The 14,702-nt window shown below is 42.5% G+C and carries 13 protein-coding genes; 6 read left to right on the forward strand and 7 right to left on the reverse strand.

Annotation, left to right across the window (positions count from 1 at the left end; translation table 11 throughout):
* Positions 1–24: 24 nt before the first annotated feature.
* From miaA to FET73_RS11190, 3 genes are all read left to right on the forward strand, one after another.
* Positions 25–930 carry a tRNA (adenosine(37)-N6)-dimethylallyltransferase MiaA gene (gene miaA / locus FET73_RS11180; protein ID WP_154224047.1) on the forward strand — a complete coding sequence of 302 codons (906 nt, stop codon included), beginning with the start codon at positions 25–27 and terminating at the stop codon, positions 928–930.
* An 817-nt stretch (positions 931–1,747) separates the two neighbouring features.
* Positions 1,748–2,188 carry a D-aminoacyl-tRNA deacylase gene (gene dtd / locus FET73_RS11185; protein WP_154224048.1) on the forward strand — a complete coding sequence of 147 codons (441 nt, stop codon included), beginning with the start codon at positions 1,748–1,750 and terminating at the stop codon, positions 2,186–2,188.
* The gene (locus FET73_RS11190; RefSeq protein WP_154224049.1) at positions 2,185–2,685 is read left to right on the forward strand and encodes a hypothetical protein; all 501 of its coding nucleotides are present in this window, start codon (positions 2,185–2,187) and stop codon (positions 2,683–2,685) included. The genes dtd and FET73_RS11190 overlap by 4 nt, the downstream gene beginning before the upstream one ends.
* Before the next feature lie 276 nt (positions 2,686–2,961).
* On the opposite strand, the gene FET73_RS11195 is transcribed toward FET73_RS11190, so the two are convergent.
* The gene (locus tag FET73_RS11195) at positions 2,962–3,579 is read right to left on the reverse strand and encodes a rhomboid family intramembrane serine protease (RefSeq protein WP_154224050.1); all 618 of its coding nucleotides are present in this window, start codon (positions 3,577–3,579) and stop codon (positions 2,962–2,964) included.
* Positions 3,580–3,761: 182 nt separating this feature from the next.
* On the opposite strand from FET73_RS11195, the gene FET73_RS11200 reads away from it, so the two are divergent.
* Positions 3,762–5,684, forward strand: coding sequence for a S9 family peptidase (locus tag FET73_RS11200; protein WP_154224051.1), 1,923 nt, complete (start codon positions 3,762–3,764; stop codon positions 5,682–5,684).
* 51 nt (positions 5,685–5,735) lie between these two features.
* On the opposite strand, the gene FET73_RS11205 is transcribed toward FET73_RS11200, so the two are convergent.
* Genes FET73_RS11205 through FET73_RS11215 form a run of 3 tightly spaced genes read right to left on the reverse strand, consistent with a single transcriptional unit; the run spans position 5,736 to position 8,054 of the window.
* Positions 5,736–6,143, reverse strand: coding sequence for a hypothetical protein (locus FET73_RS11205; protein ID WP_154224052.1), 408 nt, complete (start codon positions 6,141–6,143; stop codon positions 5,736–5,738).
* 23 nt (positions 6,144–6,166) lie between these two features.
* The gene (locus tag FET73_RS11210) at positions 6,167–6,796 is read right to left on the reverse strand and encodes a Pycsar system effector family protein (RefSeq protein ID WP_218944316.1); all 630 of its coding nucleotides are present in this window, start codon (positions 6,794–6,796) and stop codon (positions 6,167–6,169) included.
* Between the two features lie 10 nt (positions 6,797–6,806).
* Positions 6,807–8,054: a DUF819 family protein gene (locus FET73_RS11215; RefSeq protein WP_154224054.1), complete on the reverse strand. Its 1,248-nt coding sequence runs from the start codon at positions 8,052–8,054 to the stop codon at positions 6,807–6,809.
* A gap of 299 nt (positions 8,055–8,353) precedes the next feature.
* Between FET73_RS11215 and FET73_RS11220 the strand changes: the two genes are divergently transcribed.
* On the forward strand, positions 8,354–8,827 hold the full coding sequence (locus tag FET73_RS11220) for a Slp family lipoprotein (RefSeq protein ID WP_154224055.1): 474 nt from the start codon (positions 8,354–8,356) through the stop codon (positions 8,825–8,827).
* 744 nt (positions 8,828–9,571) lie between these two features.
* Here FET73_RS11220 and FET73_RS11225 read toward each other — a convergent pair.
* Together FET73_RS11225 and FET73_RS11230 are read right to left on the reverse strand one after the other, a co-directional pair.
* A complete protein-coding gene (locus FET73_RS11225; RefSeq protein WP_154224056.1) occupies positions 9,572–10,033 on the reverse strand; it encodes an FKBP-type peptidyl-prolyl cis-trans isomerase in 462 nt (153 codons plus the stop codon).
* A gap of 38 nt (positions 10,034–10,071) precedes the next feature.
* Positions 10,072–13,050: an aminotransferase class III-fold pyridoxal phosphate-dependent enzyme gene (locus FET73_RS11230; RefSeq protein WP_154224057.1), complete on the reverse strand. Its 2,979-nt coding sequence runs from the start codon at positions 13,048–13,050 to the stop codon at positions 10,072–10,074.
* 88 nt (positions 13,051–13,138) lie between these two features.
* On the opposite strand from FET73_RS11230, the gene FET73_RS11235 reads away from it, so the two are divergent.
* Positions 13,139–14,176, forward strand: a complete 1,038-nt coding sequence (locus tag FET73_RS11235) for an isoaspartyl peptidase/L-asparaginase family protein (protein ID WP_154224058.1) — start codon at positions 13,139–13,141, stop codon at positions 14,174–14,176.
* A 63-nt stretch (positions 14,177–14,239) separates the two neighbouring features.
* On the opposite strand, the gene FET73_RS11240 is transcribed toward FET73_RS11235, so the two are convergent.
* The gene (locus FET73_RS11240; RefSeq protein ID WP_154224059.1) at positions 14,240–14,647 is read right to left on the reverse strand and encodes a hypothetical protein; all 408 of its coding nucleotides are present in this window, start codon (positions 14,645–14,647) and stop codon (positions 14,240–14,242) included.
* Positions 14,648–14,702: the final 55 nt, after the last annotated feature.

Below are 14,702 nucleotides of genomic sequence, written 5' to 3' on the forward strand. Positions count from 1 at the left end.
GTGCGGAAAAAAGCCATATTCCTGATGGGACCCACTGCCGCCGGCAAAACCGACGCGGCAATATTGCTCCACCAAAAATATGGCGGCGACATCATATCCGTAGACTCGGCCTTGGTATACAGAGGCATGAACATTGGCAGCGCCAAACCCGATGCCGAAACCTTGACTAAAGCACCACATGCCTTGGTCGACATCTGCGAAACTTGGCAACCCTATTCCGCATCAAATTTTTGCAGCGATGCGAAACTGTTAATGCAACAAAGTCATGATGCTGGCCGAATACCTATCTTGGCAGGTGGCACCATGCTGTATTACAACGCGCTACAACATGGCTTGTCATCCTTACCTGAAGCTGATCCCGCCATTCGAGAGAAAATTGAACAAATTGCCCAAGAAAAAGGTTGGCAGCATGTGCATGATTTACTCGCTGAAGTTGATCCCACCAGCGCCAAACGCATCAACCCCAATGACCCACAGCGCATCAATCGCGCCTATGAAGTCTTTTTGGCCACCGGAAAAACCATCACCCATTGGTATGCCCAAGACCAAGGCCAATCTTTGGACATGGATGTGTTGAAAATCATCATTTCACCTGAAGACCGTAGCGTGCTACATGAACGCATCGCCTTGCGCTTTGACATCATGATCAAGCAAGGTTTCTTAGACGAGATGAAAACACTGATGGCCGAACCCAGAAACCACCCCGAACTGCCATCGATGCGATCGGTCGGTTACCGACAGGCCTGGGAACACCTAGAAGGCAAAACCACATTCGAAGACTTCAAATTCAAAGGCATCGTCGCCACCCGACAACTGGCCAAACGCCAACTCACCTGGCTGCGCAAAGAAGAAAACGCCATTTGGCTTGACCCAATGAAACCCGGCTACCTAGACCAACTCAAACAGCAAGTCGATACATTTCTAAAATAAACGCTGATTTAAACCTAGACCACTGCTTCGCAGCATGCATGATAATACTTTCCAGAATTATTTATCTGACCGAGCCACAGCCCCTTTCGTCATTCCAGCCGAACAACAAACCCTACCGTCATTCCAGCCGAACAACAAACCCTACCGTCATTCCGGCCGAGCTCCTAACCCTACCGTCATTCCAGCCGAGCTTTAGCGAGAGCCGGAACCCAGTTTCCGCAGGAAACATCACGAAGTGATCTCAATTGTTGACAGTATTTCACCAAATTCATTTGTTTTGTATGACAGGAAATTCTCTGCGATTGAAGCAATTAGAATTCTGCCCCTCGCTAAAGCTCGGCCGGAACGACGGATGTGTATGAATGGTTAACCCAGAAATTTCATGACCTGTCAAAGCCACCTGTCTGCGTAAAGAAAAGAACGCCATTTGGCTCGATGCCATGAAGCCCAATTATTTAGACCAACTCAAACAAGTCGAAAGTATTTAAAATTAACCGTCATTCTGAGAGAGCCAAAGGCGAGTCGAACGAATCTCTGGCTTTACATCAGATATCCAAAAATATTCACAGACTGAAAAAGCCGCAGCCGAACCCTTACGGGTGCATTTATAATAATGTTTATGATGGTATCTGCTGTTCGTTTTGACTGTTCCTTTGCACTGAACAACGATACGGGACATGGCAGAAGCAAGCCCTGTTGTTGCGATTTATACGGGACCTCCGGCCAGTGGCTCGCCGGCAATTTACAATTAAGCACCTACAACGTATTCTATTTTCAAAGCAACACATTGAAAATGATTTTTTGCTATCATCACCTCATGAAAATTTTAATTCAAAGGGTCAAGCAAGCCCAAGTCGATGTCGATGAACAAACAGTGGGCCAGATTAAACAAGGCATCTTGGCCTTTGTCGGTGTCGAGCGTGATGACACGCCAAAAATCGCTGAACAGTTGTTGGCCAAGATGTGCCGTTACCGCATCTTCTCTGATGAAGATGGCAAGATGAATTTGTCGCTCAATGACATCCAAGGTGAGTTGTTATTGGTATCACAATTTACCTTGGTAGCTGACACCAAAAAAGGCAACCGCCCCGGTTTTTCTCGTGGTGCCACGCCAGAACATGGCGAACTTATTTTCAATGACATGGTCAAACAAGCGAAAGAAACTGACCTCAATGTTCAAACAGGCCAATTTGGTGCTGACATGCAAGTCAGTTTGACTAATGACGGGCCGGTCACTTTTTGGTTGGAGAGTAAATGAAACACACCTTAATTATCGCTTTATCATTGGGCTTGGCAAGTAACGCACTGGCAAGCCGCTGTATTCCTGAAGTGAAAAAATCAATCCCACCGCGCATGGTCAATGGAGAATGGGTTCAAGCAGAGAAACCCTCGGCCAAAGCATTGGCAAAAGCTGACTTTGAGCAATTAAAGAAAAAGGATTATGCTTTTGTGTTTTCAGGCATTTACAGCAAAGAAGCCAGCTTTTCCGGCAAGAAATTAAGCTTTATCAAAACCAAAAACATTTGGAATGGCAAAGTCAAAGACACGGTCGATATTGAAGTCGGCAAACCACCCACTGACCCTGAATGCAGCACACTCAAATACGACCAAGAATACGTCTTCTTCGCCAAACTCGGTGGCAGGAACAAACCGATACACGTAAAAACCTTCAGAAAAGCCACACCCGAACTCAAAGCCTTACTCGGCAAACCCAAGAAACAATGGCTACGTGGTCGCCTTATTCACAACAGGTGACACTTAAGAGGCCATGACCTACTGACAATATATAATTTCTTGGCTCATCACTTCAATCCTGCTTCAGGTAAAACACAGGTTTTATTGTAGCTGCTGGGCTTGCCCCAGCCTTGCCCTGCATCACTTTTGTTTCAAAGTGCTTACTGAACAACAAGATCATTACGCTGCATGAATATTTTCATAAAGGCACCCGCAAGGGGTGCGGCTACAGTGATTCCTTACTATCAAGCATAAATACTAGTGAAACAGTACTAGAGTACTGAGCCATGTATAAGATTATCCCGTCCAACCTGGGTTCATCAGTTGGTGAAAGAACACATTGATGACCCTGGGCTCTAAAGCAATGGTCATGATGACGCCAAACAAACCACCATATAAATGGGCGCTGTGGTTGATGTTGTCGTTGTTTTTACTGCCTGCTTTGATACTGTACCAAACATACAAAACCGCGAACAAGATTGCAGGCACAGGAATGGCTGCAAAAATATAAATCATGTCCCAAGGCCTGAACAAAATATAAGCGAACAACACAGCAGAAACTGCCCCCGATGCCCCAAGGCTCATGTAATTCCTGTCGTTTTTGTGCTTGATATAGGAAGGAATCATGGCAACGACTATGGCAGCCAAGTAAAAAATGACAAATCCCGCACCACCAAAAAACGCCCGGTAAAATGACTCCAATACCGAACCAAAAAAGTAAAAGGTGAACATATTAAAGAGCAAATGCATGCCATCGGCATGAATGAACCCATGGGTGATAAAGCGTTCTATTTGACCTTCTTTAATGGCGGGTGACCAAAAAATCAAACGTTGCATCAACTGCCTATTTTCCCATGCCAAATAAGAAACCAAGCAGGTCACAGCAATGATGATAACGGTTTGATTAATTTCCATAGTACATATCAAGACAAATAAAACAGTTTATCCTTCTGGCTGTTTTTAGACAAGTAATACAAAAGTGCTTCACACCTAAACGATTGACTTATCGAATGCTTAATCAGTTGCGGGATTGGCTGTAGTTGAAATTTATGTCGTTTTGCTTCAATATAATGTGTCACAAAAAGAACGAGGACACCATGAATCATCATATTAAAATGTTAGCTGTCAGCTGCACTGTGCTGCTGTCGGCTTGCCAACATCAACCTGCTAAAGTTGAAGCTCAAAGTGCGCAAGAAACTCAAGCAGAAACCACTTTTCAAACTTACAGTGCCGAAGCTTTTTTCAAAACCACTTCAGTGTTTGGCTCATCCATCAACCACGACAACACCGCAGTTTTAATCAGCAGTGATGAAACTGGCATTTTCAATGCCTATCGCATGCCCTTAGACGGCTCACCCAAAAAAGCGTTGACAAATTCAACAGAAGAATCAATTTTCGTTAACAGCTGGTTTCCTGAAGATGACCGCATGCTATATAACGCCGATCAAGGTGGTAATGAATTAGACCATGTTTATGTGCGCAATTTAGATGGCAGCATTGTTGACCTCACGCCGGGTGAAAACCTGAAAGCCAGCTTTGCTGGATGGCATCAAGACAATCAGCATTTTTACATCACCACCAACGAGCGCGACCCTAAGTTTTTTGACCTTTATGAATACAAAGTGTCAGATTACAGCCGTAAAATGATTTTTCAAAATGATTCAGGTTACCAAGTAGAAGGTGGCAGTAAAAATGGTAAGTGGCTGGCATTAAGTAAAAATAACAGCAATGCAGATACAGATTTGTTTGTTATTGACTTAGAAAGTGATGACCAATCACCCATCATGGTAGGTGGTTCAGAACCAGAAGATGCAGCTCTGGGATCTTATACGTTCACACCAGACAGCATGCACTTGATCTATGGCAGCAACGCTGAAGGCGAATTCAATCAAGCCTTGTCATATGACCTAAACACAAAAGAACACTCACCCAGTTTCAAAGCCGATTGGGACGTCAGTTTCTTATATTTTTCTGATGACGGCAAATACCGTGTAACGGGCATCAACCAAGACGCTCAAACAGTTTTAGATATCATAGAAGTTTCTACAGGAAATAGTGTGACCCTCCCTAATTTACCCACAGGTGACCTGCGTGGTGTGAATTTCAGCAAAGACTCAAGCCGCATGGTGTTTTACCTGAACTCTGACACTTCCCCTTCTAACCTTTATACTTACACAATGGGTGCGGATAATGCGCAACGCCTGACTGACAATGGCAACCCTGAAATCAATGAAAACCACTTGGTAGCAGGTCAAGTTAAACGCTTCAAGAGTTTTGATGGCTTGGAAATTCCGGGTATTTTGTATAAGCCAAAACAAGCTGTAAATGAAAAAGTCCCTGCTTTGGTCTTTGTTCATGGTGGCCCGGGTGGACAATCACGCTTCGGTTATTCAGCCTTGACCCAACACTTAGTGAACAATGGTTATGCCATCTTCAAAATCAACAACCGCGGTTCCAGTGGTTATGGAAAAACTTTTTTCCACCTAGATGACAAAAAACATGGCGACCATGATTTGAAAGACGTGGTTTACAACAAAAAATATTTACAGTCTTTAGACTGGATTGATGCCGAACGCATTGGTGTCATGGGCGGCAGTTATGGTGGTTACATGACCATGGCTGCGATGGCTTTCACCGATGAGTTCAAAGTGGGTGTTAATATTTTCGGAGTAACCAATTGGGTCAGAACCTTGAAAAGCATTCCACCCTATTGGGAAGCCTTCAGAAAGTCTTTGTATGACGAGTTAGGTGATCCAGAAACGGATGAACAGCGCTTACACGACATTTCGCCGGTGTTTTTTGGCCACCAAGTGAAAAGTCCTGTATTGGTTGTACAAGGTGCCAATGACCCCCGCGTGTTACAAGTCGAAAGCGACGAAATGGTTGAGGCCATTCGCAAAGGTGGCACCCATGTAGAATACTTGTTATTCGATGACGAAGGCCATGGTTTCAGTAAGAAAGCCAACCGCATTGCAGCCTCTGATAAATATTTGAAATTCTTAGACGAATACCTAAAATAACTTGAAAATAAACTGATAACGTAAAACGCCCGCAGTACTTGCGGGTGTTTTTTAAAATATCAATGCCACACCCAAAAGTACTGCCATAATAATCAGCAAAAATTTGTAGATGGACGATTTATCTGGAATTTTTGGTCTGTCTTTTTGACCCTCCATAACAAACCGTTCCATCATGCTGTCAATGTCAGCTTCACTGGGTTTAACCTCTGGATCAAGTTTTACTGCTGTGGTAGGTGGTGGTGTGGTTGCTGGTTCTGAATTTATATTCGCCACATGATTGTCAGGCTGAATTTTGTCTTCAGCTTTTGGTTTGATATGCTCAGCCTCTTTGATGGTTTCCAACAAAGATATTAATTGTTTTCGGTCTTTCCAAGGCATTTCTTGAATGCTTGCTTTGTCATTAAGATTTAAATCAAACCGTTTACCCGACAAGACTATAGTCACTTTATTTTCACTCATCATTCACCTTTATATACCTATAATTAAACGCCTATCTGTATCATCAACATCAAACCTGCTACTAAGGCCAAAGCAATGCCAGCTAAGGCAAATAAATAAGCCCAACGCAACAAGGTGTATTTGCGTTTTAAAATCACACCAGTTTGGTAAATATCTGATATCAACAGCTTGTGTGCACTGTCATCATCCACCAAATGCTGTGCCAAAAAATCTTGATATTCAGATTCTGAATAGCGGGTAAAAAAACCGAAAAAGAACGGGTTGAGCATATGGGCGATGTCTGTGGCTTTTCCTTTACCAATATGACCATTGATGTTTTTTGGTAATAAAACTAACGTGGTAAGTATCAAAGCGACCATCTCACAAAATAACAATATAGCAATAGGCATCAGGTACTGAAAAGGCTGATCAGCCACCGTCATCAATTGAGTCAAAACCACGGTAAAAACCAATACCAAAGTACCAATCAGGATATTGGCTTTTTGATCAGCCATCAAATTCAGTTGGGTTTGGTTTTGGTGCACCGTCCTGAGTGCTTGGATTACGTCTTTGTCTGCTGCTTTTTCTACCATAAATTTTTTGCCAATAAAAAAGGGCAACTCAATCAATTCAACTGCCCTATTATGGTAACAGTCAGCGCTTTGTGCTGACAAGTACTTTTGCCTATCCCGCTAAATACTGCAAGATAATGCCGGTTAACATCGCTGCTGATGTACCGACCACATAGCCAAACACGGCAAGTAATACACCCACAGGTGCCAAAGCAGGATGGAATGCCGATGCCACAACAGGCGCAGAAGCCGCACCGCCTACATTGGCTTGTGAACCCACAGCCAAAAAGAACAGCGGCGCTTTGATCAACTTACCCACCACCAGAAGTAATATGGCATGTATGCCTATCCAAATACCGCCAATCACGAATAAGAACGGCTTGATTTCACGAACGTCCATTTTCAAACCAATCGTTGCGACCAAGACATAAACAAAAACCGAACCCATGGCCGATGCACCTGAGCCTTCATATTTCTTGGCTTTGGTGAAGGACATCAACACACCACCAATGGTCGCCAAAATAACCAACCAAAAGAAGGTCGAATGTAAATTCACTTGCGCCAAAACAGGTATGCTTTCTTTGATGAACGGCCCCAAGGTATTCGCTATGGCATGAGCCAATCCCGTGATGCCGAAGGCAATAGCCACCATCATCATCAAATCGTGCATGTTGACCACTTTGCCATTTTCTTTTTGAAAGGTTTCCATTTTCAATTTAATGCGTTCAATGGCTGACACATCAGCACCAGTCTTCGCATCAATCGATTTAGCTCTTTGAGCCATCAACAACAATGTTGCCATCCAAATGTTAGCCCATACCACATCAATCGCCACCATTTGAGTGAATGCAGGACCTGAAACCTCCCATACTTCTTTCATGGCCGCCTGATTCGCACCACCACCAATCCAAGAACCAGCCAAAGTGGTCATGCCACGCCAAATGTCATCGGCACCAGAGCCTACAAAGGCTTCAGGAAACAACCACCTCGTCACAATAAAAGCGACTGGGCCTCCAATAACAATCCCCAAAGTACCGGTTAAAAACATGATGACCGCTTTGGGTCCTAATCGAACAATACCTTTTAAATCAACACTCAACGTCAACAACACCAAAGCTGCAGGCAATAGATATCTCGAAGCCATGTAATACAACTGCGAGGCATCGGCATTAATTAACTCAAACGAAGTCAATAATGAAGGCAATAAATAACACAGAAGCAAGGCAGGAACGTATTTATAAAATTTTACAAAGAAAGGATGTTTACTGTTTTTGGTGTAAAAAACCAAACCAAGAATGGCGGCCAACACACCGAACAACACGGCATCACTTTCGATAAAATAGCTTGTTTCTGGGGTCATGGAGTGGTCCAAAGAAAAAACAACAGTTTATCAAATTTTCACAAGCCGAAGCAGGCTAAACTGAATAACACTTCAAGACTCGGGCTTTTTTGTGAATGGATACAGTAACTTTTTCATAATTAACAGCCTTTGACTTCTAACAAAGAGCAAAAGCTTATATTGACTCACTAAACACAAAACATTCAGTAACCACTCATTAATTTAAATCCCAATCTTTCACAATTTATTTATTCAGCATGAATTCAGACAAATGAAATTAACATTAAATACCATCAAAAAATAACAACTGAGGAAAGCATATGTTTAAAAAAGTATCAACCATCGTCATTTTAGTATTTTTACTCAATCAGATCGCTTTCGCTGAAACCACTTCAGTTGCTGGGGTTAACAATGAAGCCACCAAACAAGAAGTCAGCTGGCCTGGCTTTGTGGCACAATCATTTGATCACCAAGGTTCAAAGTGTTACGAAATAATAAAAACCCAAACATACACGAATCAAAAACCCATACCTGGACAGTTCATTGATGATTCAAGGTATATCTCTTGTGCAAAACCTCAAAAAGATTTAATAAAATCTACTAATCGATATGTTACTGTCTCAGGAAAAATTATTGGTTCAGTAAAAAATGATGACTATGAATACCCAGTAGTTATGACCGATAAAGTTCGCAAATGGCACTACAATTATTTTAATGATAAAGGTGTAGGTACAATAAAACCAAGAATTGATAGAAGAAGACTTGATTTTGTACTGAACCATAACGGCCTTTAATTTTCTTCAATAGCACGGATGTCACACAATGATTTCCGTGCTTTTAAAACCAATATGGCCTAGGCCCTTTAAGCTCTAATAAAAGGGCCTTCTTGATTTAGTGATAAGACACTAACCATACAGCTGGCGGATAGAATCCAAATAATCGGAGCCATGTTTTGCCTTGGTGAGCGAAGCGAATCAGAAAGCAAAACTCATTAAAGACTGCGCAGAGGTTACGGTTTTTTGCTAGCCATAAACATCAGTTTGGCATAAATCTTATGAAGCAAAAAGAAGTGGCCTCGTAGCAACCCTTAAGTGATCGGTGTATGTCGACCCTTGGCGTACTGGCTATTTGAGTATATTTTTAAATTTATGATTCAGGCTAGATTTCCTAGTGCATGGCGAGGTCCATTCGACTCGCAGAAGGTTAAATTCATTCTTTTTTCTTTTTGAGGTTTCAGTAATTAATCTTTTGTTTCTAAACTATTCAGGCTCGCTCAGGATGACAATCCTATATTTGTATAGATTCAAGAAATGAATAAAGTTTGCTTCCTGATGAAATGATGAGTCATTAACCACACGGTTGGTGGATAGAACCCAAATGACCGGTGTTATGGTGCGCCTTGGTGAGCGGAGCGAATCAGACAGCGCAGCTCATAAAAGTCTGCGCAGCCAGTACGGTTTATTTAAAGCGGTTTGAAACTTCAATAGTAAGAAAATCACTCAACCGCTTTAAATAAGAAGTGCTTGCGTAGCAATCACTTAGTGGGCATGCTGATGCTGCTTCTCTTCTTCTGTTGCTTCACGAACTTCTTCAATTGATACGTTGAACGTCAAACGCACGCCGGCCAATTCATGGTTGGCATCAACTGTAACGACTTCATCTTGAATTTCTGTGATTTTTACAGGTACTGGGCCTTGTTCAGTTTCTGCTTGGAATTGCATACCAACTTCTAATTTATCAACGCCTTGAAAAGCAGATTGAGGTACTTTTTGAACCATTTGCTCGTGGTGTACACCATAGGCATCTTCAGCTTCGATTACGGCTTCGAATGCGTCGCCAACTTTTTTACCTTCCATGGCTTTTTCCAGGCCTGGGATGATGTTGTGCGCGCCTTGTAAGAATTTCAATGTATCACGGCCCTCTGATGAATCTAAAATTTGGCCTTCGTCATTGGTTAATTTATAGTGCATGGCTACCACGCAACCGTCTTTGATTTCCATAATGTGTCCTGTCTGTAGATTTAAAGCGCGACATTCTATCACAGTGACATCAAAGTCTCATTCATTACGGCCGCTAATCGCCCCAACAGTTCATCCGCGTGCTGTCGATCAAACGTTATGGGTGGCTTGATTTTGATGACGTTGTGATCAGGGCCATCGGTGCTGATGAGTATGCCCTGTTCACGCATCCTATTCGCTAAGTAGCTGGCGTGTTCTGGCAAAGGCTTTTTGTCATCGTTACATAATTCAAAACCGAGAAATAACCCTACACCTCTTACGTCTGCAATAATGGGGTGTTTTTGTTTCAGTATATTTAAACCATCAATCAGGTATTGACCCACTTCAGCGGCTTGTTGCTGTAGTTGCTCTTTATCTATGATTTCCAACACCGCCCGACCTATTCGTGCTGAGACTGGGTTGCCTCCAAAAGTATTGAAATACTCCATGCCGTTGGCGAAACGCTTGGCCACTTCTGACGTGCAAACGACAACAGCAAGTGGATGACCGTTACCAATAGGCTTTCCAATGGTAACAATGTCTGGCACCACATCATGACGTTGGAATGCCCAAAAGTGTGAGCCAACTCGGCCACATCCAGTCTGTACTTCATCTGCAATGCACAGGCCACCGGCAACTCGGACTGATTGATAAACTTGTTTAAAGTAACCAACAGGCGGTTCAATTTGGCCGCCACAACTGACGATGATTTCAGAAATGAAAGCAGCGACTTGCTTGTTGTCTTTGGATAATGCATCTAACACATCATCGGCATGTTGAGCATATTTTTGTGCAGCATTTTCTCCTTGATACAGACCACGAAAAGTATCTGGCAAGGGCAATATGTGGGTTTGTTCAGGTGCGCCTGCGCCACCTGTTCCATCAAATTTATATGAACTGATATCAATGCAGGCATTGGCATTCCCGTGGTAGCCTGATTCTAAAGCGATAACATCTTTTCCTCCCGAATAGGCTTTGGCCATGCGCATGGCCAGTTCATTGGCCTCTGAACCTGAATTAACACAATGTACCACTGACAACTCATCAGGTAAGGTTTTGAGTAAAGCCTGTGTGAACGCCACTATTTCTGGGTGTAAGTATCGACTGTTGGTATTCAATAAAGCCATTTGTTCTTGGCCTGCTTGAACGACAGCGGGATGTTCATGGCCGACATGGGCCACATTGTTGCACGTGTCTAAATACTTTTGACCCCATTGATCCAACATATAAACGCCATCACCACGCAACATTTGTATCGGATAGCCATGGGCCAAACTCAAGGAATAACCGAGATGTTTTTGTCTGTAGGCAAATAAGTTTTCATTGCCTTGAGCTTCTGGTGCTTTGGTTTCTGGCGTTAATAAATGCATCGGATCGAGACAAATTTGTTTCATGATGGGCCAGTCTTTGGGTCGGCAAGCACCCGCAAAATCATGTGTATTCCCAAGCAGATTACTGATGATTTGAAAATGTAAATGAGGACTCCAACCACCATTTTCATGTGGCAAGCCCAAAGTACACAATAGGTCTCCTCGTTTGACCTTTTTCCCCACTGGACTGATACCTAAACTCTCATGACTGAGGTGACCATATAAAGTATAAAAAGCCAAGCCATTTATCTCATGTTTCACAATCAACGTGGGACCGTAATCTTTATCACCTGGATTAATATGGGCTGAAATGACTTCGCCATCCAATGGTGCGTGTACTGGTGCATGAGCTGATGACCACACATCTAAACCCAAATGGCAGGTGCGGTATTCATAACCTTGGTTACCCTGTAACTTAAATGCATCACTGGTATAAAAAGGACGGCATTCACCATAACCTCCGGCTATATGGGCATCTGGATGGCATTTTTGCAGTTGATTGATTTTGAAATCAATCAGGTCAAAATTACTGTAATCGGCAGAATTACCCAAAAACACACTGCCCACAGACATGTCTGGATGATGGCATCGCGATTTGTTAATTTGGCTGGGCATCATGTCATTCAAATTAAACCGGCTGTCATTTAATGTTTTCACCAAAACTGAGTAATTCACATTGGCATCAAACCCACAGGCATGTCTGAATGTTGCCTCAGCCCAGTCAGGATGGACATTTGACCAACGTTTTAAAAACAACCAAAACCCGGCTTCTGATACATTTTTATAAGCATTGTCAGGTTGAACTGTTCGCGCTTGTTTGGACTTGACCACACTGACCACAGCCCGCATGGCAATCAAATGGTACAAATGAGCCAACTCAGTTTCTGTTAATGGCAACACGCTGTGAAACCCTGTCACCACTTCTGTAACAGCTTCTAAGGGTTGAGCACAATCTGAAGCAGCATAAGCGCTGGCGATGGCCACTTCGTTGATTAATTGCGATTTAACGGCATCACCAAAATCAATAAAACCTGTGACTTCACCAGACTGTTGATTAACCACAATATTGTGGTCATTGATGTCGTTGTGAATCACCTGTGACCTTAATTCTTGATAAGCACCTAAGTGAACTTTAAATCGATCCACAAAAGGCATAACCAATTGTTGTTCATCTTCAGTAAGTAAAGCCAATTCTGTTTCCACCCACAAAGCCTGTGCCAAGTCCCAGTCGAAAACTTTATCAGCACTCGTGTATTTGAAATCTTTCAAGGCCAAATCTAATTGCGCTGCTTTTTCACCCAATTGATAACGCATAGATGATGATTTTGGTGAATAACTGGCCCACAAATCACCCGACAGCCACGTTAACACGCGTAAGGTTTTATGACCTGGTGTATCAAGCGAAGTAATCGCCTGCTGTGACGTGTTTTTAATCAATTGAGGTGTCTGCATGGGTGGTTTTTGTTCCGCCATATGACCCAACATGCTTTGTTCAAAGTTTAAGCCCTCGGCATTTTCCGCACTGAGTTTAACTGTGTATTTTTTATTGCCTGTATCTAATAAAAAATTCAAATCACAATCACCGACCAATGCAATCAACTCACCTTTCAGTTGGTAATGTTGCCACAATAATTTTTTTATGTTTTCCATCAATGCCACCAAACACACCCTAAAAGTGGGTCGCTATTCAAAACAAAGTATGATATTTTAATCCGCACCAATGACCAAGGAATCTTTTATGAAAAAATCTATTGTATTACTCGCCACACTGATCGGAGGTGCTGTCATGGCTAATAATGAATCAATCAATCAAGTTGAAACCAATAAAACGGTTGCCATTGTGATTCATGGTGGAGCTGGCACCATCAAAAGAGAAAACCTCAGCGATCAGCAGGAAAAAGACATCAAAGCCGTTTTACAGCAAGCTTTAGATGCCGGACATCAAGCCTTGTCTGAAGGCAAAGAAGCCACAGCCGGCGTCATTGCAGCCATCACCATTTTAGAGAACTCCCCATTTTTTAATGCCGGACATGGTGCAGTTTTCACCAAGCATGGCAAGCACGAACTGGACGCTTCTATCATGCGAGGCAGCGACCTAAATGCTGGCGCTGTAGCTGGCGTTTCTTATACAAAAAACCCAATTTTGGCGGCAGAACAAGTGATGTTAAACTCTCCACATGTGATGTTATCTGGTTCAGGTGCTGATACTTTTTCCAAATTAAGAGATTTGGAACAAGTTGAAAACACCTATTTTGATACAAAATTCAGGCGCGATGCCTGGAAAGAGGTTGACCGAAAAACCAAAGCAAAAAAAGCTGAAACGGCTTCTGCTGATGACATTTTAGCCGCAGAGTTTAAATTTGGCACCGTTGGTGCTGTGGCTTTGGATCAAAATGGACATATTGCTGCAGGCACTTCAACCGGTGGTATGACCTATAAAGCATGGGGCCGTGTTGGGGATTCACCCATCATTGGTGCAGGAACTTATGCAGATGATCGCAGCTGTGGCATTTCAGCCACTGGTCATGGTGAATTCTTTATTCGTTACACGGTAGCCAGTGACATTTGTGCTCGTGTCCGCTATCAAAACAAAAGTATTGAAAAAGCAGCTGATGAAGTGATCATGCAAGAGTTAAAAGGTGTCGGTGGTGATGGCGGTGTGATTGGACTTGATCCAAAAGGCAATATCATCATGACATTCAATACCGCTGGTATGTACCGTGGCTATAAAAAAGGTAACGAAAATGTGGTTCAAATATTTGGTGACGAAAAATAATTAAATAAAAAAGGCGATACTCAATTAAAGTATCGCCTTGATTTATTCCTTTCTGTTTGTGGTTTATTCTGTTTTGTAGACCACTGGTTTCCAGTTATCAGCATCTGAATCTTTCGCATCAAACGCTAAATAATAAGTTTTTCCAGCTTCTAAAGTAATGTTCATGTCATTATTGAAATCTTTAGACCGTGTTTCCGCACGAGACAATTGCCCTTTTGTAAAATTTTGATTAACCATGGCATTGAAACTCAGGTCATATTGCCCTGGTTTTAACCAAACCACACCGCCTCGGTTTTGAACATTATTACCGTCTACCTGTGTCAAAGACATGGTAAATAATTGCTTGGTAACTTGTGGTTTATTCATTACCAGTTTTGCCGATGGTTTTTTAGGCGACGTGAATGGAGTTGCCAATGCAGAAACTGAAAAAAACAAAACTGTCATTGTAGTGAAAAACATTTTATATTTCATGAGTGTTCTCTTTTGTTTGGAGTCATATAGATTGTATCACTGAAACCTGAATGAA

This window comes from Marinicella rhabdoformis, from assembly GCF_009671245.1.
Classification (GTDB): domain Bacteria; phylum Pseudomonadota; class Gammaproteobacteria; order Xanthomonadales; family Marinicellaceae; genus Marinicella; species Marinicella rhabdoformis.

Coding starts and splice junctions, on each gene's coding strand:
- FET73_RS11215 (WP_154224054.1), bottom strand. CDS start 8,054: ATGACCCCAGAAACAAGCTATTTTATCGAAAGTGATGCCGTGTTGTTC.
- FET73_RS11200 (WP_154224051.1), top strand. CDS start 3,762: ATGAATCATCATATTAAAATGTTAGCTGTCAGCTGCACTGTGCTGCTG.
- FET73_RS11205 (WP_154224052.1), bottom strand. CDS start 6,143: ATGAGTGAAAATAAAGTGACTATAGTCTTGTCGGGTAAACGGTTTGAT.
- FET73_RS11225 (WP_154224056.1), bottom strand. CDS start 10,033: ATGGAAATCAAAGACGGTTGCGTGGTAGCCATGCACTATAAATTAACC.
- miaA (WP_154224047.1), top strand. CDS start 25: ATGGGACCCACTGCCGCCGGCAAAACCGACGCGGCAATATTGCTCCAC.
- dtd (WP_154224048.1), top strand. CDS start 1,748: ATGAAAATTTTAATTCAAAGGGTCAAGCAAGCCCAAGTCGATGTCGAT.
- FET73_RS11220 (WP_154224055.1), top strand. CDS start 8,354: ATGTTTAAAAAAGTATCAACCATCGTCATTTTAGTATTTTTACTCAAT.
- FET73_RS11195 (WP_154224050.1), bottom strand. CDS start 3,579: ATGGAAATTAATCAAACCGTTATCATCATTGCTGTGACCTGCTTGGTT.
- FET73_RS11235 (WP_154224058.1), top strand. CDS start 13,139: ATGAAAAAATCTATTGTATTACTCGCCACACTGATCGGAGGTGCTGTC.
- FET73_RS11190 (WP_154224049.1), top strand. CDS start 2,185: ATGAAACACACCTTAATTATCGCTTTATCATTGGGCTTGGCAAGTAAC.
- FET73_RS11240 (WP_154224059.1), bottom strand. CDS start 14,647: ATGAAATATAAAATGTTTTTCACTACAATGACAGTTTTGTTTTTTTCA.
- FET73_RS11230 (WP_154224057.1), bottom strand. CDS start 13,050: ATGGAAAACATAAAAAAATTATTGTGGCAACATTACCAACTGAAAGGT.